This is a genomic window from Streptomyces sp. NPDC088745, assembly GCF_044751045.1.
GTDB classification, from domain to species: Bacteria; Actinomycetota; Actinomycetes; order Streptomycetales; family Streptomycetaceae; genus Streptomyces; species Streptomyces cremeus.
The window spans coordinates 580,285-604,896 of the sequence record NZ_JBIVLB010000002.1; the positions used below are offsets into that span (position 1 = coordinate 580,285).

The window sequence follows — 24,612 nt, forward strand, 5'->3', positions numbered from 1 at the left end:
TGGCGGGTGCGGCAGCAAGGCCGAAAATACCCGCCCAATTGCCGCCCTATTGAGGCGACTTCCGGAAAGCGTGGCAGCCGGACCGCTACCGTGGAACGGGATCCGAGGGATTTCACCACTCAAATCCACACGCCAACTCACCTGGTCAGAGCGGCAATTCTCGCCAATTCGCGAGATGTTCCACGATTTCGCAGAACGTTCCTTGCACCAGCGGGACGTTCCCCCGCAGACTGAACACAACGCAGAGGGGACAGCAGATGCTCACAGACGTGGAGGCGGGAACGCCCACCCTGTGCCGTCTTCAGCTCGGCAACGAACTCCGCTCCCTGCGGATAGCTCTGGACCTCACGGCCCGCCAGGTGTGCAAGAAGCTCATCTGGAGCCCGTCCAAGCTCTCCCGACTGGAGGCGGGCGACAACACGTCGGTCGAACCGGCGGAAGTCATGGCCCTCTGCGAGATCTACGGGGCCGATCCGGAGCTGCGAGCACAACTCGTCGGGTACGCCACCGTGACCAAGACCAAGAAGGACTGGTGGCAGTCGGCCGAGTACCGGCCGGTCATCCAGCCCGGCGCGAAGGCGTTCTTCGGACTGGAGTCGACGGCGACCGTACTTCAGACGTACGAGGCGGAGTTCGTGCCCGGACTGCTCCAGACGGAGGCGTACATTCGCGCGATCTATAAGCCGGTACACGAAGGGCTCTCCGCGTACGAAGTGGACAAGCTGGTGACCGTCCGCACAACTCGGCAAGAGGTATTGCACCGCAAGAAACCGCCGTTCAAGTACACGGCAATCCTTAACGAGGCGGTACTGCGCCGGACAGTCGGATCGCCGCGCCTGATGCGTGAACAACTGGCACATATCGAGGACCTGGTGGAGTCCCGTCCCAACGTAAGGGTGCAGGTCGTGCCCTTCGCAGCGGGTGCACCCCCTGGTATGGAAGGGAAGTTCTCCGTGCTGCATTTCCCGGAACGCGCGGCGCTGAAGCCCCTCGTCTACCTGGAGAACCGTGCGTCCACATGGGTGATCCGTCAAGATGACGCCATCGAGCAGTACGAGGACGCGTTCGCGGACCTCAGCGCACTCGCCGCAGGGCCGCAGGAGTCCATGGACATGATCAAGACAGCCATCGAGGAGCACAGAACGTGACGATCACCAACGCGGAAACTCTGAGCGGCGTCAACTGGTTCAAGTCCAGCTACAGCAACGACCAGGGCGGTGCCTGCGTCGAAGGCGCACGCCTCTGCGCCGAGGCCACGCGCGGCATGGACTGGTTCAAATCCAGCTACAGCAATAGCCAGGGCGGCGACTGCGTCGAAGGCTCCTGCCTCCCCGGCGCAATCGCCATCCGCGACTCCAAGACCCCCGACGGCCCCGCCTTCGTCGTCCACGCCGCCGCCTGGACGGCCTTCATCGCGGGCCTCCCCCACACCCGGTAGCACAAAGACGACGAGCCCCGTCCGGCCCGCTGACGCAGGTCGGACGGGGCTCGTCGTTCGTCGGCCGCCGCCGCTCAGGCCAAGTGCTGCGGACCGAACGCGTCCGGCAGCATCTCACCGAGCGTGCGGACCCCCGCAGAGGTCTCCAGCAGCAGCTCCGGCCCACCGAACTCGTACAGCAACTGGCGACAGCGCCCGCACGGCATCAGCGTCTGCCCGGCACCGTCGACACAGGTGAAGTGGGTCAGCCGGCCGCCACCGGTGGCGTGCAGGGCGGAGACGAGGCCGCACTCGGCGCACAGGGAGAGGCCGTAGGAGGCGTTCTCCACGTTGCAGCCGGAGACCGTGCGGCCGTCGTCCACGAGGGCCGCCGCGCCCACCGGGTACTTCGAGTACGGGACGTACGCCCGGGACATCGCGTCCCGGGCCGCCTCCCGCAGCGCTTCCCAGTCGACGCCGTCGACGGCCGTCACTTGCCCTGGCCCTTGCGGTAGCGCATGCCGTCGGCCTTGGGCATCCGCAGCCGCTGCGCGGACAGGGACAGGACCAGGAGCGTCACGACGTACGGGGTCGCGCTCACGAACTCGGTCGGGACCGTGTCCGTGCCCAGGTACCAGACCAGCATGCCCGCCGCGATCACGGCGGAGACGGCGGCCGCGATGTACGCCTTCTTGTACGCCTTCCAGAGGGCCAGGCCCGCCAGGAGGACGACCAGGAGGAGCAGCAGCGCGTGGACGGAGGAGCCGCCGTTGCGGAGCTGGAGCGCGTCGGCGAAGCCGAACAGGCCCGCGCCCATGGCGAGGCCGCCCGGACGCCAGTTGCCGAAGATCATGGCGGCGAGGCCGATGTAGCCGCGGCCGCCGGTCTGGCCCTCGTTGTAGATGTGGGAGGTGACCAGGGACAGGAAGGCGCCGCCGAGGCCCGCCATGCCGCCCGAGACGATCACGGCGATGTACTTGTACTTGTAGACGTTCACGCCGAGGGATTCGGCGGCGATCGGGTTCTCGCCGCAGGAGCGCAGGCGCAGGCCGAAGGAGGTCTTCCAGAGGACCCAGAAGGTCAGGGCGAAGAGGAGGACGGCGACGATCGTCAGCAGCGAGACCTTGGTGACCAGGCCGCCGAGGATGCCCGCGAGGTCCGAGACGAAGAACCAGTGGTGCTTCTCGATCGAGGACAGCCAGTCGGAGAGGCCGGGGACGGTCACCGTGTCGATGCTCTCGGCCGGCGGGGACTGCTTGGGGCTGCCGCCCTTGGCCGCCGCTTCGCCGGTGTTGAACCACAGCTTGGCGAAGTAGGTGGTGAAGCCGAGCGCCAGGATGTTGATCGCGATGCCGGAGATGATGTGGTCGACACCGAAGGTGACCGTGGCGACGGCGTGCAGCAGGCCGCCGAGCATGCCGCCGACGACGCCCGCGAGGACGCCGATCCAGGGGCTGGTCTGCCAGCCCGCCCAGGCGCCGAAGAAGGTGCCGAGGATCATCATGCCTTCGAGACCGATGTTGACGACGCCCGCGCGCTCCGCCCACAGGCCGCCGAGACCGGCCAGGCCGATCGGGACGGCCATCGAGAGCGCCGCGCCGATCTGGCCGGCGGCGGTGATGTCCTGGGCGCCGGTGACGGCGCGGACGGCGGACAGGGCGACGAGCGCGCCCGCGATGATCAGGAGGACCATCGGGAAGGTGAGGCGGGACGCCGCCGCCTTCACCGGGCCCTGCTTCTTGGGCGCCGGGGTGGAAGTCGCCGTACTCACGCCGACACCTCCTGCTTCTGGGAGTTGTTGGCCTGGGCGGCGAGCTTGGCGCCCACCTGGCGCTGCTGGCGCTTGAGGCCGTAGCGGCGGACCACTTCGTACGCGATGACGACGCACAGGACGATGACGCCCTGGATCACGCCGACGATCTCCTTGTCGTACCCCTCGAATTCGAGCTTGCCGGTGCCGCGCTCCAGGAAGCCCCAGAGCAGGGCGCCGAGCGCGATGCCCACCGGGTGGTTGCGGCCGAGGAGGGCGATGGCGATGCCGGTGAAGCCGATGCCGGTGGGGAAGTCGCCGCCGTACTCGTAGGAGTCGTTGAGCAGGGTCGGCATGCCGACCAGGCCCGCGACGACGCCGGAGATGACCATCGAGGTGACGACCATCTTCTTGACGTTGACGCCGCTCGCGTCGGCCGCGGACTCCGAGGCGCCGACCGTGCGCAGGTCGTAGCCGAAGCGGGTGCGGGACAGGATGAACCAGTACGCGACGCCCGCGATCGCGGCGATCACGATGAAGCCCCAGATGGGGTCGGCATCGGGCTGCGTCGGGATCGAGAAGAAGTGCGAGGACTCGGGGAGCGGCTTGGTGGCGACCTTCGTGCCCGCGCTGTCCAGGTGGCCGAGGCGGCCCTGCTGGAGGAGGTAGCCGATGATCGCGGTGGCGATCATGTTGAGCATGATCGTGGAGACGACCTCGGAGACGCCGCGGGTGACCTTCAGGACACCGGCGATGCCCGCCCACATCGCGCCGACGATCATCGCGGTGAGGATGATCAGGGGGATCTGGAGGAAGCCGGGGAGGGTCAGCGCGCCGCCGAGGGCGGCGGCGAAGAAGGCGGCCAGGCGGTACTGGCCGTCGACGCCGATGTTGAAGAGGTTCATGCGGAAGCCGACGGCGACCGCGAGACCTGCCAGGTAGTACGTGGTGGCCTTGTTCAGGATGTAGACCTGGCTGTCGGACTTGACGCCGTAGTCGAACATGATCCCGAAGGCGCTGAACGGCTCCTTGCCGGTGGCGAGCAGCACCACGGCGGTGACCAGGAACGCGGCCACGATCGCGAGCAGCGGGGCCGCGATTCCCAGGAGCAACCGCTCCTTGTCGAACTTCTTCATCGGTCCTCTCCCCCAGTCCGGGGGTGGGTGTCGGGGGCGTCTTCGCGCCCTGCGGCCGCCTCGGCCTGGGCCTGTGCCAGGTCCTCGGCGGAGGCCTCCAGGTGGCCGGTGGCCGCGCCGGTCATGGCGGAGCCCAGTTCCTCCGGGGTGACGGTGGCCGGGTCGGCGTCCGCGACCAGGCGGCCGCGGTACATGACCCGCAGGGTGTCGGAGAGGCCGATCAGCTCGTCCAGGTCGGCGGAGATGAGCAGGACGGCCAGACCCTCGCGGCGGGCCTCGCGGATCTGGTCCCAGATCTGGGCCTGCGCGCCGACGTCCACACCGCGGGTGGGGTGGGCGGCGATGAGCAGCTTGGGCTGGTGGCTCATCTCGCGGCCGACGATCAGCTTCTGCTGGTTGCCGCCGGAGAGGGAGGCCGCGGTGACGTCGATGCCGGGGGTGCGGACGTCGTACTCGCGCACGATCCGCTGGGTGTCGGCGCGGGCGGCCTTGAGGTCGAGGATGCCCTTGTTGCTGTTGGGCTTCTCGGTGACGTGGCCGAGGATGCGGTTCTCCCACAGCGGGGACTCCAGGAGGAGGCCGTGCTTGTGGCGGTCCTCGGGGATGTACCCGATGCCGTCCTCGCGCCGCTTGCGGGTGGGGGCCTGCGAGATGTCCTGGCCGTCCAGGGTGATCGCGCCCGCGTCCGGGGTGCGCATGCCCATGATGGCCTCGACCAGCTCGGCCTGGCCGTTGCCCTCGACGCCGGCGATGCCGAGGACCTCGCCCTTGTGGATGGTGAAGGCGATGTCGTCGAGGACCGAGCGGGAGACGCCGTCCGGGTCGACGGCGCTGAGCCTGAGGTCGGAGACGGTGAGCATCGGCGTCGTGGTGACGGTCGACTCGCGGGTCTCCGGCGAGGGCAGCTCGCTGCCGACCATCAGCTCGGCGAGCTGCTTGGGCGTGGTGCTCGCCGGGTCGGCGGTGCCGACGGTGGTGCCGCGCCGGATGACGGTGATGTCGTCGGCGACGGAGAGCACCTCGCCCAGCTTGTGCGAGATGAAGATGACGGTGAGGCCCTCGGACTTGAGGTCGCGCAGGTTCTCGAAGAGCGCGTCCACTTCCTGGGGGACCAGGACGGCGGTGGGCTCGTCCAGGATCAGGGTGCGGGCGCCGCGGTAGAGGACCTTGAGGATCTCGATGCGCTGGCGGTCGGCGACGCCGAGGTCCTCGACCATCGCGTCGGGCCGTACGTTCAGGCCGTACGCGTCGGAGATCTCCTGGATCTTGGCGCGGGCCCGGTCGCCGATGCCGTACAGCTTCTCCGAGCCGAGCACGACGTTTTCGAGGACCGTGAGGTAGTCCGCGAGCATGAAGTGCTGGTGCACCATGCCGATGCCGCGGGCGATGGCGTCGCCGGGGGTGTTGAAGGACACCTGCTCGCCGTCGATGGCGATGGTGCCCTCGTCCGGCTTCTGCATCCCGTAGAGGATCTTCATCAGGGTGGACTTGCCCGCGCCGTTCTCGCCCACGAGGGCGTGCACGGTGCCGCGGCGCACGGTGATGGCGATGTCGTGGTTGGCGACGACACCGGGGAACCGCTTGGTGATGCCGCGCAGCTCCACAGCGGGGGTGCTGTCGGCGGCTCGGGATGCGGCGTGGGGACTGCTGGACGCTTTGATGGCGCACTCTCCTAGGCAGGAGGCGAAGAAGCTGAGGCGGGGGGTGCGTACGAAGGACGCTGGACGGCGTGAAGGAGTGTGGCGGAAAACTACCGCGCACCGCGCGTGCTACGCGCGTAGCTACGCCGAATTGTGAAGCAGCCTTGCTCAAAAGTGAAGCGCGGCAGGGCGGCTTCCGGTTGCGGCCGATGGGGGCGGGGCCGCGCCGGGTACAGGAATCGGGGCCCGAGGAGCCGCGTGCGCGACTCCTCGGGCCCCGCCCTCAAACGGTGGCTCAGAGGGTGGACTTGACCGTGATGGCGCCGTCCACGATTTTCTTCTTCGCCTCGTCCAGCTTGGCCTGGACGTCCTTCAGGTGGTCACCGGTGGTGGTGAGGGTGACGCCGTTCTCCGCGAGGGAGTAGGTCGAGGTGCCCGTCTTCGGCTTGCCGTCCTTGATGGACTTGGCCAGCTCGAAGACACCGGCGTCGACGTTCTTCACGACGGAGGTGAGGATCGACGTCTTGTACTTCGACAGCGACGGGTCCAGGGCCTGGTCGGAGTCGACGCCGATCGCCCAGGCGCCCTTGACGCCCGCGACGGCCTCGATGGCGCCGGCGCCGGAGCCGCCCGCGGCCGCGAAGATCACGTCGATCTTCTTGTCGAGCATGCCGTTGGCCGCGGCCTTGCCCTTGTCGGGGCTGCCGAAGCCGGACAGGTCCGTACCGGTGGTCAGGTACTGGATCTGCACCGAGGCGTCCGGCTTGGTGTCCTTGACGCCCTGCTGGAAGCCGGCGGCGAACTTCTTGATCAGCGGGATGTCGACACCGCCGATGAAGCCGATCTTGCCGTCCTTGGACTTGTTGGCGGCCGCGACGCCCGCCAGGTAGGAGCCCTGCTCCTCGGTGAAGACGATGCTGTTGATGTTCTTCGCCTCGGCGATCGAGTCGACCAGGCCGAAGGTGGTCTTCGGGTGCTTCTTGGCGACCTTGTCCAGGGCGTCCTTGTACGCGAAGCCGACGGCGACGACGGGGTTGAAGCCGCCCTCGGCCAGCGAGGCGAGGCGCTGCTCGCGGTCGGCCGGGGTCTCACCGGTCTTGGCGGTGAGCTCCTTGGTCTCGGCGCCCAGGTCCTTCTTGGCCTTGTCCAGGCCGCGCGCGGCGGAGTCGTTGAACGAGTTGTCACCACGGCCGCCGACGTCGTAGGCCATGCCTATCTTGAGCTTGCCGCCCTCGCTGGAGCCGGAGCCCCCGGTGGACGACTCGCCACACGCGGTGGCGGTGAAAGCGAGGGCCGCAGTGGCGATGCTCGCAGCAGCGATCTTGGATACCCGGCGCACGGGACGCTCCTTCAACCTGACCGAAGCGCCTCTGTCCGGCGCTGGTTTCGCGGCGATCGTAACGCGCGTAGATGCCGGTTAAGGACCCGTTCATGAGTCGTTATCGGATCGTCGCGCGTTCGATTCGCCAGGGTGTGTCGTACATAAGCAAGGTACATACTCACAACGGACATTGCGACCGGAGCTGGAGGAAAGCACAAAGGGCGCCCTCGGTGCACCGAAAGGTGTGCCGAGGGCGCCCCGCGCTCGCTGACGAAGCCGAGCCCGTTGTGCCGTGCGCGCTAGCCCTTGGCGTCCATCAGCGCGGCCGCCGTGAAGAGCTCGACGCCGACCGTGATCGCGCTCTCGTCCACGTCGAAGTCGCCGCGGTGCAGGTCGCGCTTGACGGTGTCGCCCGGGGTGCGCACGCCCAGGCGGGCCATGGCGCCGGGGACCTCTTCGAGGTACCAGGAGAAGTCCTCGCCGCCGAGGCTCTGCTCGGTGTCCTCGATGGAGTGCGGACCGAGCCGGGCGGTCATGGCGTTGGCCAGGAGCTCGACGACCGCCCCGTCGTTGACCACGGGCGGGACGCCGCGGATGTAGTTGATCTGGGACTTCGCGCCGTGCAGGTCGGCGATGTCGGCGACGGCCGCGTGGATGAGGTCGGGGGCCTCGCGCCAGGTGTTCAGGTCCAGGCAGCGGACCGTGCCGGCGATCTCGGCGTGCATCGGGATGACGTTGCAGGCGTGGCCGGACTCGATGCGGCCCCAGGTGACGGAGAGCCCGGAGCGGGCGTCCACGCGGCGCGCGATGACCGCGGGGACCTCGGTGGCCACCTTCGCCACGGCCGTCACGAGGTCGGTGGTCAGGTGCGGGCGGGCCGTGTGTCCGCCCGGCCCGTCAAGGGCGATTTCCAGCCGGTCGCAGGCCGACGTGATGGGGCCCACCCGCAGGCCGATGCGCCCCGCGTCGACCTTGGGGTCGCAGTGCACGGCGATCATGCGGCCGACGCCCCGGAGCACGCCCGCCTTGATCGCGTCGGCGGCCCCGCCCGGCAGCACTTCCTCGGCGGGCTGGAACAGCAGCCGTACCGCGCGCGGCAGGCGTCCCCTGCGGTCCAGCTCGGCGAGGACCAGGCCCGCGCCGAGGACGACGGTCGTGTGCACGTCGTGCCCGCAGGCGTGCGCCCGGTCCGGAACGGTGGAGCGGTAGGCCACACCGGTCTTGGCGTCCGGAATCGGGAGCGCGTCGATGTCCGCCCGCATCGCGAGCATCGGCGTCACGCCGTCCCACTCGCCGATGTCGCAGATGAGCCCGGTTCCGCCAGGGAGCACGCGCGGCGTCAGGCCCGCCTTCTCCAGGCGCGCCTTGATGGCGGCGGTGGTGCGGAACTCCTGGTTGCCGAGCTCGGGGTGCATGTGCAGGTCCCGGCGGAAGGCGATCAGTTCGGCACGCAGCGCGTCGGGCAGCGTGCCGGGCAGATCGTCTCCGGCGTCGGGACCGGCTTCGGACACGAGGGAGATCAACTGGTTCACCCCGTCAACGGTAGGCGCAATCGACACCCGATTGCCTACCCATCGGGAAAACTTCAGCCCGATCGGCGTAAGAAAAATGGATGACGAAGGTGTGTCCAGGATGTAAGACGGGTATCAAGCGGGGTTACGTCACGGGCAGCACGCGGAGTTTCCGCACGTCACGGGCGGTCTGGCTGACTCCGGCAAGGAATCCCCGGGCGCGCGGCGAGGCGTCGGCCGCCAGCCATCCGGGATCCACGTCACACACCGCAACTCTCACGTCCGTCCCCACGAGTGCCCTGGGGAGCGTGTGTACGACCGTGGAGGGGAAGCTCAGGATCGTACGCCCGATCGGACCTCGGCGAGCGATGAGTTCGAGGGGCAGATCGGGGCGGACGATCTCCAGGCCGGTCTCCCGGGCGAGCCGGTGCAGTTTGTCGGTGTTCTCGCGGCGGTGGGCGAAGTAACGGGTGGCGCCGTGGTCGAGGGTGAGCGAGCGGACCGCGCCGATGTAGTGCTCCAGGTCGACCACGCCGGTCTCCACCAGCGAGGTGCCGACCAGGTCGGCGGTGCGGGTGAGGCGGGGCGGACCGAAGCGGGAGCGGGTCCAGGCCAGCTCGTTGGCGGTGACGGTGATGCCGGGCAGGGCCTCGGTGAGGGGCATCGCGGTGAAGAGTTCCACGGTGCGCCGGGGGCCGGGGGCCAGGCGGCGGCGCGCGGAGGTGGTGACGGGGGCGAGGAGGAGTTCACGGGCCCCGCCGCCGGTGCCGCGCCGGTGCCAGCGCACCAGGCGCTCGCCGCGGGCGAGCTGTCCGGCGAACTCCATGGTGGCGGTGCCGTCGTCGACGACGACCAGGTGCGGGGCCTTGACGAGGGTGAGCAGGAGCTGGACGTACCGGGAGAAGGGGTCGCCGATGACGACCGTTCCCGCCCGTCGCAGGGCGGGGGCGAGCCCTGCGACGGTGCGCAGCGGCGCCCCGGCCCCCTCGCGGGCGTCCTCCCAGCGCACCGCGCAGCCCTCGCCACGGGCGAGCTCTGCCATCCGGCGGAGCTGGCCGCGGGACATGGGGTCGCGGGGGGAGAGGACGACGACGGTCAGGTTCGCCATGTCGAACGGCTCGGCGGCCGACCGGGAGACCGCCGGGGCGGCGGGCCGGGGGGACGCCTGGCCGGTGGCCCGGCCGGTGGGCCGGGGAGCGGCCTGGGCGGTGGCCTGGGCGTGGGCCCATTCCAGGACGTTCAGGAGCTGGACGGGGCTTTCGACGAAGGCGAGCGTGCCGGGGGTGTTCGGGGCGCCGGTGCTGGGGGTCATGGCCGTCAGACTCCTGCGGGTGCGGGCTGGGGGTCGGTTGTCTCCGCCTGGGCGACGACGCCCGGGACGCGGCGGAGCTTGCGCATGGGGGCGAGCTCGGACTCGTAGACCTTCTTGACGCCGTCGCCGAGGGAGGCCTCGATGGTGCGGATGTCGCGCACGAGGCGGGTGAGGCCGCCGGGCTCGACCGAGGCGGCCTGGTCGGAGCCCCACATGGCGCGGTCGAGGGTGATGTGCCGCTCGACGAAGGCGGCGCCGAGGGCGACGGCGGCGAGGGTGGTCTGGAGGCCGGTCTCGTGGCCGCTGTAGCCGATGGGGACGTTGGGGTACTCGGCCTGGAGGGTGTTGATGACGCGGAGGTTCAGCTCGTCGGCGACGGCGGGGTAGGTGGAGGTGGCGTGGCAGAGCAGGATGTTGGCGCTGCCGAGGACCTCCACGGCGTGCCGGATCTGGGCCGGGGTGGACATGCCGGTGGACAGGATGACCGTGCGGCCGGTGGAGCGCAGCGCGCGCAGCAGCTCGTCGTCGGTGAGGGAGGCGGAGGCGACCTTGTGGGCGGGGACGTCGAACTTCTCCAGGAAGGCGACGGCCTCGGTGTCCCACGGGGAGGCGAACCAGTCGATGCCGCGCTTCTCGCAGTGGGCGTCGATGGCGCGGTACTCGTCCTCGCCGAACTCCACGCGGTGGCGGTAGTCGATGTACGTCATGCGGCCCCAGGGGGTGTCGCGCTCGATGTCCCACTGGTCGCGCGGGGTGCAGATCTCGGGGGTGCGCTTCTGGAACTTCACGGCGTCGCAGCCGGCCTCGGCGGCGGCGTCGATCAGGGCGAGGGCCTTGTCGAGGTCGCCGTTGTGGTTGATGCCGATCTCACCGGTGATGTAGACGGGGTGGCCGGGGCCGGCGGTCTTGCTGCCGAGGGTGCGCAGGCGGGTGGTGTCGCTCATGTGGTGCTTCCTTAAGGGGTGGTGGGGGTGGTGCTCTTGCGTGGGGTGCTGAGGCTCGGGCCAAGGAGCCAGGCGGCGATCTCGCGGAGTGCTCCGCGGCCGCCGGGGGTGGTGGTCACGGCGCGGGCGGCGGCCCGCACGTGGTCGTGGGCGTCGGCCACGGCGACGGGCCAGCCGACGAGGGAGAAGCAGGGGAGGTCGTTGACGTCGTTGCCGACGTAGAGGACTCGGGAGGGGTCGATCTCCTGTTCCGCGCACCACTCCTTGAGCGCGACGTCCTTGCGTTCGACGCCGTGCAGGACGGGGATGCGGAGCTTGCGGGCGCGGGCGGCGACGACGGGGTTGACCTCGGTGGAGAGGGTGAGGAGGGGCAGTCCGCCGGCGCGCAGGGCGGCGATGCCCAGCCCGTCCCCGCGGTGCACGGACACCACCTCGTGCCCGTCCGCGTCGATCCACACCCGGTCGTCGGTCTGGGTGCCGTCGAAGTCCATGACGAGGGCGTCGATGTCGCCGAGCGCGGGGCGCCGGGGCGCGTCGAGCAGGGGGGCGAGGGCGCGGGCGCGGGCCAGGTCGTGCGGGTCGTCGATCTCCAGGACCCGGGCCGCGTCGGTACGGACCAGCTCGGTGCGGCCGAAGAAGCGGTGCCGGTGGGTGCGGAAGCCCGCGACGTCCATGGCGTAGGCGGCTCCGGTCTCCAGGAAGTCCTGGGGGCGGTCCTGCCGCCGGGGGCGGTGGGCCTTGTCGTGGTTGACCCCGGTCCCGGTGGCGGCTTCCTCCGGCCCGCTTCCGGCACCTTCCGGTCCGCTTCCGGTGCCCTCCGGCCCGCTCCCGGTGCCGGGCGGGCGCTCGGCGTCCTCCGGTCCGCCCTCCTCCCGCCACACGAACCCGTGAAAGGGGGCCACCGTCACCGCGCTGTCCGCCCCCGCGAGGACCGCCGCCGCCACTCCGTCCACGTCGGCCGCGGTCACGAACGGGCTGGTGCACTGCACCAGGAGCACCACGTCCACGGGGGCCGCCTGCGCGTCCAGCGCGTGCAGCACCGCCGCCTCGCTGGAGGCCGTGTCCCCGGACAGCTCGGTCGGCCGGACCACCACCTCCGCCCCGGCGGCCAGCGCCACCCCGGCGATCTCCTCGTCGTCCGTGGAGACCACGACCTCGGTGACGTGGCGCGCCGCGAGGCAGGCCCGTACCGCACGGACCACCAGGGGCACTCCCCCGACCGGAGCCAGGTTCTTGCCGGGCACTCCCTTGGAGCCGCCCCGGGCGGGGATCACGGCCAGCACCGAGCGTTCCATCACAGCTCTCCCATCCGTCGAATGACCGGTGCGACCCTCTGCACCCCGTGCCGGTACGCCCCCCGCGCCGCCTCCCTGACCGCCTCGCGCACCACTCGCCGCACCCCGGTCGCCTCCGCGCGCGGGGTCTCGTCGAGGCGGTGGCGGGCGAGGATGCCGGGGAGGTATCCGGTGGCGGTGGCGGTGCTGTAGTACGGCGACACCGGCGGCAGCACCGGCCGGGCGAGGAGGGCGTCGATCCGTTCCCGTACGGCGTCGTACGGGTCGCCGTGCGCGGACACCCCGTGCTCCCGCAGCCACTCCTGCGACGCCTGCGGGCGCTGCCCCGCGTCCAGCGCGTCCCAGGAGGTCAGGCAGCCGGAGCCGAGGAAGTGGTGGTTGCCGAGGGGTTCGCGGACGCCGAGGTCGGTGAGGATCGCGGTCGGGATGCCCCGGTGCAGGGACTCCAGGGCGGCGGTGGAGCTGACGGTGACCAGCAGGCCCGTGCGGTCCAGCACCTCGCCCATGTGCCCGTACGCGAGACGGAAGTTGGCGGGCGTGTCGAGGTCCCGTACGAGACGCTGGTAGGGCAGTTCCTCGATGTGGGTGGTGTGCTCGCCGGGCTTGCTGCGCAGCTTGAGGACGACCTCCCGCCCGGGGTGCAGCCGGGCGTGCTGCACGAGCCGCCGCAGCAGGTAGGCCCGGTCCGCGCGCCGTTCCGGCACCGACGGCTGCGCGGCGAAGACCACCGCGTCGGCGGCTCCGGTGTGGGGCGTGCCGCCGAGGAAGGGGAGCGCGGCGCGGGTGACGGCGGACGCGTCGGCGCCCACTCCTTCGTACACCTGCGTGAACCGCCGCTCGTCATACGGGGAGTTGGCGAGGACGACGTCCGCGCCGTGCCGCAGCAGCAGGCCGTCCGCGAGCTTCTCGTAGACGACGCCCACGTACCCGGTGACGAGCACCGGCCGCCGCTCGTGGCCGGGCCACAGCCGTGCCATGCCGTGCAGCAGCGCCTGTACGGAGCCGCCGACGAGGGCGAGCACGACGACGTCGTACGGTCCCCGCTCGACGGCCGTCAGGAATTCCGCCCCGGTCACCTCGCGCGGCTGCCCCCACTCGACTCCGACTTCGGAGAGCTGACGTGCCGTGGGGGTCGCCCGGCCGCGCAGCAGGAAGCCGTGCAGCTCCGCGTCCGCACACCCCTCGGCGATGCGGCGCGCCGTCAGCGCACCCCATTTCCAACGCGTGTCCGAATCCGCAATTACGGCAACTCGCAGGGAATTCCTCGCACGTGCCGTGCCGGTGAATGTCGTTCTGGTGACTGTGGGCACGACGGACAAGTTAGGGACCGGTTCCACTGGGCGGCCCAACTCGGCTGCAACAAAGGGTTAACAGGAGTCGACGGGCGCGACGCACCCAGAATTCGGGGGCGAATACCCGCGCCCTTCACCGCCCGGACACGGCCGGTTCATCCGGCATCCGCCCCCGCGCCCTAATGTCGCGGCCGTGGTCAAGCTCTCCGTCGTCGTGCCGTTCTACAACGTGCAGACATACGCTCCCGATGCCCTGCGAAGTCTGCGCGCGAACACCCGCGCCGACTTCGAATTCCTCCTCGTCGACGACTGTTCGACGGACGCGACCCCGGAGCTCCTGGCCCGGGCGGAGCGCGACCTCCCCGGGGCGGTGCTGCTCAGACACGAGCGCAACGGCGGCCTGGCGACGGCCCGCAACACGGGCCTGGACGCGGCGCGCGGCGAATACCTGACCTTCCTGGACGGCGACGACTGGCTGGCTCCGGGCTACCTGAGCCAACTCGTCGCCGTCGCCGAGGAGTTGAACTGCGACTTCGTACGGACGGACCACGTGCAGTGCACGGGGCGCACGCGCGTGGTGCAGCGCGTTCCGCACGGGCGGCGCGGCGAGTCGCTCTCGCCGCGGGCGGCGATCCTGCCCGCCGACCGCTCCACGTCGGTGGACTACGCGTACGCCTGGGCGGGCGTCTACCACCGGCGGCTGCTGGACCGCGGGCTGCTGCACTTCACGGACGGGCTGCGCACGGCGGAGGACCGGCCGTGGATCTGGCGGCTGCACCGGGAGGCGCGGTCCTTCGGCGTGGTGGGGCTGCTCGGCGTCTTCTACCGGCGCGGCATCGCGTCCTCCCTGACCCAGATCGGAGACGTACGGCAGCTCGATTTCATCCGCGCATTCGACCAGGTCCTGGAAGAAACGGCACGGGACGTGGACGCGCGCACCCTGCTGCCGAAAGCCGTGCGCACCTACTGCGCGATCATTTCCCACCACTTGGGAAGTGCGGACGACTCAAAAAGGTTCGAACCGGCGGTGGCGAGGAAATTGCGGACAATGAGTGCGGCGGCGCTGCGGAGAATGCCGCAGGGAATTCTGGCGGAGGCGCTGAACGCGATGGACGCGGACCGCGCGTCACGGCTGCGCCGGCTGCGCCGCGGGCTGGGGGCGGCGGCGTGAGCACCGTCCAGCTCTTCCTCGCCTCGACCCTGTACGGCACGGCCACCCTGGCCGCCGCCCTGGACGGCGGCCGCTTCCCGCCCGCCGACCGGCGCATCCTGCTGGCCAGCAACAACGCCCCGACTCCGGAGACCACGCCGCCGTTCACGCAGGCCCCGGGCTTCGAGACGCTCCGGACGCGCTTCGACGACGTACTCGACTGGAACGCGACGATCCGGCCGCTGCATCCGTCCGGGTGGACGCCGCGGCCGGACGACGTGCCGTTGTGGGAACGGCAGTTGAGGGACGTCTGGGGCCTCGGGGACTGTTCGGTCACGCTGGTCCTGGAGTCGGTCCAGGTGGCGCCCGCGCAGGCGGTGGCGCAGCTCTTCCCGGACGCGCCGATCGAGGTGTACGCGGACGGGCTGATGAGCTACGGCCCCACCCGCAACAAGCTGGACCCGCTGATCGGGGGGCGGGTGCGGCGGCTGCTGCACCTGGATCTGGTGGCGGGGCTGCGGCCGTTGCTGCTGAGCGAGTTCGAGGTGCCGGCGGAGGTCGTGCCGTCGGCCGACTTCCTGCGGGTGCTGGCGGAACTTCCGTACCCGGACGACGACCTGCCGCCGGACCCGGCTCCGGCGCTGCTCCTCGGGCAGTACCTCGCCGCGCTGGACATCCTCACCGTGGCGGAGGAAGAGGCCCTGCACGTACGGATGCTGCGGGGGGCGGTGGCGCGCGGGCACCGGCGGGTGGTCTTCAAGCCGCACCCGTCGGCCCCGGCGGGCTGGTCGCGCCGGCTGGAGGAGGAGGCGGCGGCGCTCGGCGCGGAGCTGACGGTCTTCGGCTCGCCGCTCCTCGCGGAGGTCCTCTTCCGGCGGCTGCGCCCGGCGCTGGTGGTGGGGTGCTTCTCCACGGCGCTGTTCACCGCGCACGCGCTGTACGGGATCCCGGTGGCGCGGGTCGGCACGGACGTACTGCTGGAACGCCTGGCACCGTACGAGAACAGCAACCGTGTCCCGGTGACGCTGGCGGACGCGCTCCTGCCGGACCTGGAGGGGCCCGGGACGCCGCCGCTCGCGGCGCCCGCGCTGGTCGCCGCGGTGGGTTACGCGATGCAGCCGCAGGTCCTCGCGGGGCGGCGGGCGGACGCGGAACGCTACCTCCGCTCGGGGCTTTCCCCGCGCACCCGCCGCTACTTCAAGCGACGGCGGCTGACAGCGCTGGGTCTGCCGGGCGGACTGCCGCGACGGCTGGCGTTCGTCCCGCGCAATCCGACGGTGCGGCGGGTGGCCCGGAGGGTGAGGCGGTTGGCGGCTTGAGGGGGGTGGGTCCGGTGGTGGGTGTGGAGGGGCGGTGGGTGTGGAGGCCCGGTGGCCAGTGCGGGGCGGGCGGGCCCGGTGGCCGGTGCGGGGCGGGCGGGCCCGGTGGCCGGTGCGGGGCGGGCGGGCCCGGTGGCCGGTGCGGGGCGGGCGGGCCCGGTGGCCGGTGCGGGGCGGGCAGTGCGGGGCAGGCGGGCCCGGTGGCCAGTGCGGGGCGGGCGGGCTCGGTGGCCGGTGCGGGGCGGCGGGCCCGGTCAGCCCCGTGGCGAGCCCGGGCCTCGGAGTGCGTGTCGCGTCGCGGGGTGCCCCTCCTGGTACCCAGGTACTACGCGGGAATTGGACCCACGGGTTGACGTCCCGGGGCTGCCGTCGGCCTACCTTCGAATCACTGGCAGCCGGCCCCACCAGCACCCGGACCACCGAAGGGAGTCCCCATGGCCACCCGTATCCCACGCCGCCACCTCGTCATCGCCTTCCTGCGGGAAAGGTGCCGGCTCGGTCACCGGCCTGCCCACTTCTCTGTGGCCGGGACCGCGCTGCACGACGCCCATTACAGGCCGTCCGGTCCGGAGGTGTCAACAGTGCTCCGCACCAGCCCGGGCCACGGAGAGGACGTCGGTCCCGAACAGGGACACGGCGGGGCAGCGGAGGCAGGGAAAAGGAGGCGCGGGCGGGACCGGGGGAACGAATCCCGCCCGCGCCAGGTGCGCAGAGCCGCAGATACGGGGGGAACCCCGGCTCGTGCGCGGCCGATGACCAGTCGGCACATTCCCTACAGCGTCACCCGTCCCGAAAACGTCACACCCGGGCCGGAGAAAGCTGTCGGACCGGTGTCGACGCCGTGCGGCGGGCCGGGCCGAGGGAGCCCGCGGGGCCGCGGTACGTGTCCTTCGCGCCGGTGCGGTGATTGCCCTTGCCGCCTCCGGAGCCGTTGCCGCGGCCTCCGCCGCTGTCCCCTTCGCCGTGGTTGCCGCCCTTGCCGCCGGTTCCGTTTCCGCCCCCGGAGCCGCTTCCGTTTCCGTGTCCGGGGCCCTGGGCGCCCTCGTCGTTGTCGGGCGGGGAGCCCGCGCCGTCGCCGTCGCCCTTGCCGCCGCCGAGCAGGCGGTCGCAGAAGCGGCTGATGCCGTCGGAGCCCTTGGCCTGGACCTCCAGGTACTGCTTCACGTGATCGGGCATCCGGTTGGCCCGGTAGTCGCGGCACGCCTTGACCGTGCGCTGCCGCCAGTCCTTGGCGGGTTTGCCCTTGTCGCCGGACCCTCGGGAGGTGTCGGGCCGTTCGCCGCCCGAGGGGTCGGAGCCGTCCGCCTCCGCGTCCGTGTCCGGGCCGGTTCCGGTGCCCCGGGAGCCGCCGTCGGATTCCGCGGAGCCGCCCGGGCCGCCGCCGGTGCCGCCGGTGACGGCGGTCCCGCCGTCGGCAGTGCCGCCGTCACCGGGGAGCGGCGGACTGGTCGCTGCCGGGTTGTCGGGTACGGGAACACGTTCCGGACGGCCGCTCTCGGAGGATTCCGGTTCGGGCATCCTGCGGTCCCCGGAGTCGGGGCTCGCCACCGACACCGACGAGGCGGGCTCCGGTTCCGCGTGGCCGAACAGGAAGGGGCCGGGCAGCACTCCCGTACCGGCGGCGACGGCGACGCCGCCCAGGGCGCCCGCCGCGAACACGGTCACCAGGCCCAGCCGCACCGGCCGCCCCCAGCGGGAACGCCGCCGCGCCGACACCGCACACCGCGACTGCCGGAACGCCGCCAGCGCGGCCGCCTCCCCGGGCAGCTCCCGGCCACCGGAACGGGCATCCGCGCCGAGCCCCGGCCCCTCACCGCCGGCGGACCCGAACCCCGCCCCCGAGCGCAGCCCTTCGAGCGCGGCCGCGAGCTCGGCGGCCCCGGCCATGGAGGTCCCGGTCCCGGACGACCCCGCTCCGGACGCCCCGGCCCCGGACGATTCCGCCCCGGACGATTCCGCCCCGGGCGCCCCGGCCCCGGACGATCCCGTCCCGGACGGCCTCGCCCCGGACGCACCCGCTCCCGTACCCGGAGCGGAACCGTCACCGGACCGCTCGCGCGCCGCGCCCGAAGGGCTTCCGTTCGCCGCGTTCTCGTCCGGTTCGCCGCGCAACAGCCGTTCCGCCGCCGCCTCGTCAAGCCACTCGTAGCGCTCGTCGGCCATCACGTTTTCCTCTGCGTCCGCGCGCGTGAATGCGTCACACACGGGCCCTGCGCCAACGTCCCGACGGCCGCGCCCGCGGGTCCCGCGTGCCGCCGGTCCCGCTGCGCCGGGACCACGTCCAGCATCTCGTCCGCCGGGCCGTCACCATGGCCGCCACGGTCGTCCCCGTCACCTCGGTCACTCCGGGCGCTCCGCTCGCCCGCACCACCCGGATCGCCCACTCCCCCCAACAGCTCGGCCAGCCGCTTGAGTCCCCGGTGGGCCGCCGTACGCACCGCGCCCGGCCGCTTGCCCAGCGTCTTGGCCGCGCTCTTGGCGTCCAGCCCGACGACCACGCGCAGCACCACGGCCTCCGCCTGGTCCTGCGGCAACTGCGCGATGAGCGCCATGGTGCGGTCGGTGGCGAGGGACTCCATCGCCTCGCCCGCCGTGTCGGAGGCGGCGGGCTCCTCCGCGAGTTCGGTGTCGTCGCCGCCCACGGCCGGTCTGCGGCCCCGCATCCGGATGTGGTCGAGCGCCCGGTTGCGGCCGATGCGCGCGGCCCAGCCCCGGAAACGGTCGGCGTCCCCGTGGAAGCGGTCCAGGTCACGGGCTATCTGAAGCCAGGCCTCGGACGTGACGTCCTCGGCGTCCGGTTCGCCGACCAGCGTGCGTATGTAGCCCAACAGCCGTGGATGCACGGCGCGGTACACAGTCCGGAACGCCTGTTCGTTCCCGTCCTGTGCCGCGAGCACCGCGGCAGTCAGCTCCGCGTCGTCCCCCAGCACTATCTCAACCTGTCCCCAGTCGATGCTGGCTGTCCCGAGTGGTGCCGGTCCCCCGGGCTGCACCGCGTGCACCCCGTGCACCACGTGCCCCCGCCCCGGCGCGAATGTGCACGCTACGTCGCCGACGGGCGATAAGTCCATGACTTGTACAACCTGCAACGACTTGCTGACGTACCGAGGTGTGACAGAAAACGCGCCGGCGGCGCAGTAAGGGGTACGGGCTCGTCGCACAGCCCGTACGGATTGGCGGCCGGGGTCACTCCTGTGGGGGGTGGCGGCCTCGGCCGCCCTTCCGGCAACACCACTGCCGCCCGTCCGGCCACCACTGCCGCTCCTGCGACCGCGGCTCCCGCCCCCCGGCCGCGCCCCGCACCCGAAGCTCAGACCCGCCGCGCCCGCCTGGCCGCCGACCTGCGGGCCGCCGCGCGCAGCACCCGCTTCCCCTCCGTCGACTGCACGAAGGCGGCCCGCAGGCCGTCGCCGTTTCCGGCGAGCAGGTCCAGCAGGCGTTCCTGGCGGCGCAGTTCGCCCGTGGCCAGCGGGCCGCCGTCCCGGTCGCCGTCCAGGTACCGGTGCACGGCGAGGGCCGCCGCCGAGCACTCGCCGGCCCAAACGCGCAGCTCGTCCGCCGCGTACACGCGCGGTACGGACGCGGCGCGGCGCAGCACCGACACCGGCCGGGACGTCTCGTGCGCCACGGCCCGTACGACCAGGGCCGCGGCCGGGCGCAGCCGGCTGAGCCACTCCTCGCCACCCTCGGCGGCCTCCCAGAGCGGGCGCAGGGCGGCGTCCGCGTCGACGGTCACCCCGTCGACGTACTCCAGCAGGGGCAGACAGCGGTCCAGGCAGGCGAGCGCGCTGACGGCGAGTGCGCGCTCGTCGGCACGGGCGATCCGGTCGGTCAGCTCGACCGTCGGCAGGCTCATGCGTCCTCCTCGGCCCCGTACGGGCTTTCGTCCCCGCCGGCCCTGCGCGGGACGGCTGGGCGTCACGGTACGACGGCGGTCCGGCCCGCTCGACACGGGCCCTCCGCTTGCGACTGCGCGAGAGGGACGAAAGGCGTCACGCCGGGATTTTCCAGGCGGGGAGGGATCTTCTCCGCAGCCGGGCCCGCCTCCGTCGCCGCCCGCCCCCGTCGCCGCGCGGCGGCGGCGACGGGGGCGGGCGTTGAGGAAACGTCACCGTGGAGCGGGGCGCTCACCCGTGGCGGAACGTCACTGCCGGCGCTCGAGCCCCAGGACGTCCAGGAAGTACCCGAACAGTTCCTCGGCCAGCGGGTCCGCCTCCGCCTTCAGCACCGTGGTCAGCGGCTCCAGCTCGACGGTCCTGCCCGCTTCCGCGGCCCAGGCCACGGCCTTCTCGGCGGCGTCCTCCGCCGACAGGAACAGGTCCTCCAGGAGCAGCCCGTCCGCCTTCAGGTACTCGGCCATCGCCTGCCGGCCCAGGCACGCGAACCACGAACCGCCCTCGGGCGACGCGGCCTCGATGACCACGCAGTCGCTGCCCATCACGAACGCGAACAGCGCCGGCGCCCCGGTGTCCCGGCACACCCCGCGCGCCAGCGCCCCCATGTCGCCCACCTCGGGCTCGCTCGGGCGCTCCCAGACCTGCCAGCCGCCCGCGCGCTCGTCGTAGAGCGCCAGATCCTGTCTGACCTCGGCCAATGCATCCAGTTCCGAGAGCGGCCCGGCGTTCTTCCCTACGACGAAGTAACCCCAGAAACCCATGTTTCCCACTCCCCCCACGCGTTGACCTCAAGAGGCTCAAGCCTCACCCGGACTTCGCCGGAACAGCCAGTTGCGCACGTATCCACCACAGTCCTGGCACATTGTGCCCACATGACGGGGGGTCCTGGCCATCCGAGCGCGACTGCGGCCGGAATCACATCGAGGATCCGACCGGAATTGTGCTTCCGGTTCTGTTGGTCGGCGTGCGGTCGGCCGGTGGGCGAAGTGGGGCATAGCCGGGCAGAGCGGGTGGATTTGAGGGGGCCTCACCTCACCTTCGCGGCCAGCTCCTTGAAGCCCGTCCAGTCCAGGGCCGGTTTCCGGGGGTCCCAGAGTTTCTGGGCGACCGCCCGCAGCGGCAGCCGCACGCCCCTGGCGACCTGGGCCTGCGTCTGCGCGTTGTGGTAGTCGCACCACACCGCGAGCTGCCCGCCGGTGATCTGCGCGTCGTAGCGCGCCGGGACGGCGTCGGAGTGGCGCAGGACGCGCGGGGTCCACTCGTCGTAGATGCGGCGGCCGGTCGGGTAGCTGAAGGTGTTGGGCTCGCCGAGCACGTAGTAGAGGTACTCGTCGTTGACGTTCAGGACCGTGCGGCCCTCGCGCAGGTACTCCAGCGGCTCGCGCGCGCCGAGCTCCTTGCCCGTCCAGTACGCGACCTCGCGGGACTTCGGGGCGTCGACGGTCCCGCCCGCGAAGTAGCCGTCGTTCCACGCCCGGAGCTGCGACTTGCCCTTGCGCCGGACCGTCGCCGCCCGGTCGTTCAGCCAGCTCGTGGCCAGGTCCTGGACCCGGGCCCGGGGGCCGTGCTTGGCCCGCGCCGCGCGGGTGAGCTGCGGGTACGTCGCCTCCGGGTCGGAGACCGTGAGCGCCCGGTACTCGTCGCCGCCCAGGTGCCAGTACGACCCGGGGAAGAGGTCCGCGTACTCGGCCAGCAGCTCGTCGACGATCTTCGCGGCCTCGGGGTTCGCGATGTCCACCGCGCCCCGCGAGGGCTTCCCGGAGACGCTGCGCAGCTGGAGCCCGGGGTGCGCGGCGATGACCGCGCCCAGGTGGCCCGGCGAGTCGATCTCGGGGACGACGCGGATGTGCCGGGAGGCGGCGAGCGCGACGATGCGGCGGATCTCGGCCTTGGTCAGGCGGTCCTCGGAGACGATCTCGGGGTGCGTGGCGGACTCGATGCGGAAGCCCTGGTCGTCGGAGAAGTGCAGGCCGAACTCGTTCAGCTTCAGGTCGCCCATCTCGCGGATGCGGTCCTCGATCCAGGCGGCGTCGAAGTGCTTGCGGGCCGTGTCGAGGGCGAACCCGCGCCTGGGCTTGGCCGGGGCGTCCCTCAGCACGCCCTCCGCGAGCCCGCCGCCGGAGCGCACGGCCTGCTTGAGGGTGCGGGTGCCGTAGAAGACGCCCGCCTCGTCGCCGCCGGTGATGCGGACCTTTCCGCCGGAGACGGTGACGCGGTACGACTCCGGGGCCCCGGGCGGTCCCGCGGCGGGCATGGCCAGCTCCACGTCGCCGGGCCGGGCGGCGACGCCCTGCGCGTACGGCTTCCCGAGCTCGTCGGCGAGCAGCCTGCCCTCGTCGGCCAGGGCCCTCTCGCTGCCCGCCGCGACGACCACCCTGGTGGTGGCGGTGGGCCGCCAGCCGGGGCCCTCGGCGGCCCGCACGTCCCGGACGAAGGGGATGGTGCGGGGCGGCCCGGTCACCGGACGGGCCCGGGAGGCCGCCGGGGCGGGCGGCTTCGCGTCGTCGCCCACGGAGCCGGGAACGTCCGGCGGGCCCGGCGAGGCGGGGGCGGCCGGGCCGGACGCGGTCGCGGGGGGTCCCGCGGGCTCCGGGGACTGCGGCCAGGCGGCCACCGTGACGGTCGTCGCCCCGGCGATCACCAGGGCCGCCCCGGCCACCAGGGCGCCGCGCGGTGTCCGGCGCGCGGCGCGGTGGGCCGGGGAGCGGTGCGCACCCGTACGCCCCCCGCTCGCTCCGCCCGCCCCGTGCGCGTCCGGAGCTCCCGCGTCCAGTGGCTCTCGGGAATCGTTCATCCGTGCCCAACTTTCGCTCGTGTCACAAACCGCACCGAACCCACCCGAAAGTACGAGCTTCCGGGGCCTGAACCGTCTATCGCGCGCACATAAACCCTCTCGTTCGGATGAAATTCGTGCATTCGTCGGACACTTCTCTCCTGCCGTGGCTAGCGTTGACCGCTCCCGCCACAGGATCCGATCCGGACCGATCCGGCCGGCGGCCGTCGGCCGCCGCCCGCCCAAGGAGTCACGCTGTACCCCTCCGTCTTCCTTACAACGAGCGGCCGTGGCGGCCCGGCACACCCGACCCCCCTGGAGCGGTTCAACGCGGCCCCCGCGCGCACCGCCGAGGCCGCGCTGCTCACCTGCTGCCGCAGCCGCCGGTGGGCCGGGCGGCTCGCCGCACACCGCCCCTACCCCGATCTGGACGCGCTCCTCGCCGCCGCCGACGAGGCCTCGTACGACCTCTCCTCCGCGGAGATCGCCGACGCCCTGGCCTGCGAGACCCCGCCCCGCCCGGCCGCCGACACGCCGCCAGCCGCGCACACCGCGCTGCGGGCCGCGCACGCCGCGTACGAGAGCCGCTTCGGGCACGCCTTCGTGATCTGCCTGGACGGTGTCGCGCCGGGCGAGCAGCTCGACCAGGTGCTCGCCGGAATCCGCTTCCGGCTGGGCAACGAGCCGGACGAGGAGCGGGCCGTGGCCGCCGACGAGCTCCGGCGGCTGGCCCGCGGGCGGCTCGCCCGAACCGTACATGAGGTGCATTTCGACCAGGGCGGGGCGACGGAGGGCCCCGATAGCCCGTCCGTGGCCGTTTGACTGCCTGTTTGATCACACCGGAGGCCCCCGCGCGAGGGAACCGACAACTCGTCGCTACGATGACCGGGGCCGGTGGACCGTACCCGGCCGGGTCTGACCGACAAACCAAGCCGGCCGACCCCAATCCCCGCTCCCGGAGGGTATTTCCGTGCCGGCTGGAACGCTGTATCGCGGCCGGGAAGGCATGTGGTCCTGGGTGGCTCATCGAGTCACCGGCGTCCTCATCTTCTTCTTCCTGTTCGTACACGTCCTCGACACCGCTCTCGTCCGCGTCTCTCCCGAGGCGTACGACGACGTCGTGGCCACCTACAAGACCCCGCTCGTGGCCTGCCTCGAGTACGGCCTTGTCGCCGCCATCCTGTTCCACGCGCTGAACGGCCTTCGGGTCATCGCCGTGGACTTCTGGTCCAAGGGCCCCCGCTACCAGAAGCAGATGCTCTGGACCGTCATGGGCGTCTGGATCGTGCTGATGGTCGGCGCCCTGTACCCCGTGCTCGGTCACGCCGTACGCGAAGTCTTCGGGAGCTGAGTCAGAACATGTCCGCTGAGACCTCTTCCGCAGGCGTCGGCCCCGTCGAGGGCGTCACGCTCTACGACGCCGACAACCCGGCGCCCGTCATCGAGCCCCCGCGCAAGCGCACCTCGAAGACCCCGCGCACCACGCGCACCAACTTCGAGCTGTACGGCTGGCTGTTCATGCGCCTGTCCGGCATCGTGCTCGTCGTCCTCGTCCTCGGCCACCTCCTCATCCAGCTCGTGCTGGACGGCGGTGTCTCGAAGATCGGCTTCGCCTTCGTGGCCGGCCGCTGGGCCTCGCCGTTCTGGCAGGCCTGGGACCTGATCATGCTGTGGCTGGCCATGCTGCACGGGGCCAACGGCCTGCGTACCGTCATCAACGACTACGCGGAGAAGCCGAACACGCGCTTCTGGCTGAAGAACCTGCTGTACACCGCCACGGTGTTCACCGTCCTTCTGGGCACGCTGGTGATCTTCACCTTCGACCCGAACATCCGCTAGGCCCGGGGCTGAGGCAA

The 24,612-nt window shown here is 71.8% G+C and carries 22 protein-coding genes; 7 read left to right on the forward strand and 15 right to left on the reverse strand.

All coding sequences use genetic code 11. The annotated features are described in order from the left end of the window. Positions 1 to 257: 257 nt before the first annotated feature. Complete coding sequence (locus ACIP93_RS07230) at positions 258 to 1,148, forward strand: helix-turn-helix domain-containing protein (protein WP_401756563.1); 891 nt, start codon at positions 258 to 260, stop codon at positions 1,146 to 1,148. Next, on the forward strand, positions 1,145 to 1,438 hold the full coding sequence (locus ACIP93_RS07235; protein ID WP_345228789.1) for a DUF397 domain-containing protein: 294 nt from the start codon (positions 1,145 to 1,147) through the stop codon (positions 1,436 to 1,438). Before ACIP93_RS07230 ends, ACIP93_RS07235 begins: the two co-directional genes overlap by 4 nt. A 74-nt stretch (positions 1,439 to 1,512) precedes the next feature. On the opposite strand, the gene ACIP93_RS07240 is transcribed toward ACIP93_RS07235, so the two are convergent. The 10 genes from ACIP93_RS07240 to ACIP93_RS07285 form a co-directional block, all read right to left on the reverse strand. After that, positions 1,513 to 1,911, reverse strand: coding sequence for a cytidine deaminase (locus ACIP93_RS07240; protein WP_401756564.1), 399 nt, complete (start codon positions 1,909 to 1,911; stop codon positions 1,513 to 1,515). Further along, positions 1,908 to 3,188, reverse strand: coding sequence for an ABC transporter permease (locus ACIP93_RS07245; protein ID WP_401756565.1), 1,281 nt, complete (start codon positions 3,186 to 3,188; stop codon positions 1,908 to 1,910). The genes ACIP93_RS07240 and ACIP93_RS07245 overlap by 4 nt, the downstream gene beginning before the upstream one ends. Further along, complete coding sequence (locus ACIP93_RS07250; protein ID WP_345228791.1) at positions 3,185 to 4,303, reverse strand: ABC transporter permease; 1,119 nt, start codon at positions 4,301 to 4,303, stop codon at positions 3,185 to 3,187. The genes ACIP93_RS07245 and ACIP93_RS07250 overlap by 4 nt, the downstream gene beginning before the upstream one ends. Next, positions 4,300 to 5,964 carry an ABC transporter ATP-binding protein gene (locus ACIP93_RS07255; protein WP_380837330.1) on the reverse strand — a complete coding sequence of 555 codons (1,665 nt, stop codon included), beginning with the start codon at positions 5,962 to 5,964 and terminating at the stop codon, positions 4,300 to 4,302. The genes ACIP93_RS07250 and ACIP93_RS07255 overlap by 4 nt, the downstream gene beginning before the upstream one ends. Before the next feature lie 274 nt (positions 5,965 to 6,238). Continuing rightward, complete coding sequence (locus tag ACIP93_RS07260) at positions 6,239 to 7,282, reverse strand: BMP family ABC transporter substrate-binding protein (protein ID WP_345228793.1); 1,044 nt, start codon at positions 7,280 to 7,282, stop codon at positions 6,239 to 6,241. Positions 7,283 to 7,563: 281 nt separating this feature from the next. Then, a complete protein-coding gene (locus ACIP93_RS07265; RefSeq protein WP_401757019.1) occupies positions 7,564 to 8,787 on the reverse strand; it encodes an amidohydrolase in 1,224 nt (407 codons plus the stop codon). 133 nt (positions 8,788 to 8,920) lie between these two features. Then, positions 8,921 to 10,087: a hypothetical protein gene (locus ACIP93_RS07270; protein WP_401756568.1), complete on the reverse strand. Its 1,167-nt coding sequence runs from the start codon at positions 10,085 to 10,087 to the stop codon at positions 8,921 to 8,923. Between the two features lie 5 nt (positions 10,088 to 10,092). After that, entirely contained in the window at positions 10,093 to 11,031 is a 939-nt protein-coding gene (locus ACIP93_RS07275; RefSeq protein ID WP_345228795.1) for an N-acetylneuraminate synthase family protein, read from the reverse strand. A gap of 11 nt (positions 11,032 to 11,042) precedes the next feature. Continuing rightward, positions 11,043 to 12,326: a cytidylyltransferase domain-containing protein gene (locus ACIP93_RS07280; RefSeq protein ID WP_401756570.1), complete on the reverse strand. Its 1,284-nt coding sequence runs from the start codon at positions 12,324 to 12,326 to the stop codon at positions 11,043 to 11,045. Then, a complete protein-coding gene (locus ACIP93_RS07285) occupies positions 12,326 to 13,636 on the reverse strand; it encodes a DUF6716 putative glycosyltransferase (protein ID WP_401756572.1) in 1,311 nt (436 codons plus the stop codon). Before ACIP93_RS07285 ends, ACIP93_RS07280 begins: the two co-directional genes overlap by 1 nt. Positions 13,637 to 13,811: 175 nt before the next feature. Between ACIP93_RS07285 and ACIP93_RS07290 the strand changes: the two genes are divergently transcribed. Beyond that, on the forward strand, positions 13,812 to 14,789 hold the full coding sequence (locus ACIP93_RS07290) for a glycosyltransferase family 2 protein (protein ID WP_401756574.1): 978 nt from the start codon (positions 13,812 to 13,814) through the stop codon (positions 14,787 to 14,789). Beyond that, complete coding sequence (locus tag ACIP93_RS07295) at positions 14,786 to 16,087, forward strand: polysialyltransferase family glycosyltransferase (protein ID WP_401756576.1); 1,302 nt, start codon at positions 14,786 to 14,788, stop codon at positions 16,085 to 16,087. The genes ACIP93_RS07290 and ACIP93_RS07295 overlap by 4 nt, the downstream gene beginning before the upstream one ends. A gap of 798 nt (positions 16,088 to 16,885) precedes the next feature. Here ACIP93_RS07295 and ACIP93_RS07300 read toward each other — a convergent pair. From ACIP93_RS07300 to ACIP93_RS07320, 5 genes are all read right to left on the reverse strand, one after another. Continuing rightward, positions 16,886 to 18,250, reverse strand: a complete 1,365-nt coding sequence (locus ACIP93_RS07300) for a hypothetical protein (protein WP_401756578.1) — start codon at positions 18,248 to 18,250, stop codon at positions 16,886 to 16,888. Next, positions 18,250 to 19,017, reverse strand: coding sequence for an RNA polymerase sigma factor (locus tag ACIP93_RS07305; protein ID WP_401756580.1), 768 nt, complete (start codon positions 19,015 to 19,017; stop codon positions 18,250 to 18,252). Before ACIP93_RS07305 ends, ACIP93_RS07300 begins: the two co-directional genes overlap by 1 nt. 380 nt (positions 19,018 to 19,397) lie before the next feature. Beyond that, entirely contained in the window at positions 19,398 to 19,943 is a 546-nt protein-coding gene (locus tag ACIP93_RS07310; RefSeq protein ID WP_345228804.1) for a hypothetical protein, read from the reverse strand. Between the two features lie 288 nt (positions 19,944 to 20,231). Then, entirely contained in the window at positions 20,232 to 20,744 is a 513-nt protein-coding gene (locus ACIP93_RS07315) for a hypothetical protein (protein WP_345228805.1), read from the reverse strand. A 266-nt stretch (positions 20,745 to 21,010) separates the two neighbouring features. Continuing rightward, positions 21,011 to 22,777 carry a family 20 glycosylhydrolase gene (locus ACIP93_RS07320; RefSeq protein WP_401756582.1) on the reverse strand — a complete coding sequence of 589 codons (1,767 nt, stop codon included), beginning with the start codon at positions 22,775 to 22,777 and terminating at the stop codon, positions 21,011 to 21,013. Positions 22,778 to 23,011: 234 nt separating this feature from the next. On the opposite strand from ACIP93_RS07320, the gene ACIP93_RS07325 reads away from it, so the two are divergent. From ACIP93_RS07325 to ACIP93_RS07335, 3 genes are all read left to right on the forward strand, one after another. Then, positions 23,012 to 23,578 carry a 2-oxo-4-hydroxy-4-carboxy-5-ureidoimidazoline decarboxylase gene (locus ACIP93_RS07325; RefSeq protein ID WP_380837333.1) on the forward strand — a complete coding sequence of 189 codons (567 nt, stop codon included), beginning with the start codon at positions 23,012 to 23,014 and terminating at the stop codon, positions 23,576 to 23,578. Between the two features lie 148 nt (positions 23,579 to 23,726). Continuing rightward, positions 23,727 to 24,107: a succinate dehydrogenase, cytochrome b556 subunit gene (sdhC, locus tag ACIP93_RS07330; protein ID WP_345228808.1), complete on the forward strand. Its 381-nt coding sequence runs from the start codon at positions 23,727 to 23,729 to the stop codon at positions 24,105 to 24,107. Positions 24,108 to 24,115: 8 nt separating this feature from the next. Then, positions 24,116 to 24,595: a succinate dehydrogenase hydrophobic membrane anchor subunit gene (locus tag ACIP93_RS07335; protein ID WP_345228809.1), complete on the forward strand. Its 480-nt coding sequence runs from the start codon at positions 24,116 to 24,118 to the stop codon at positions 24,593 to 24,595. Positions 24,596 to 24,612: the final 17 nt, after the last annotated feature.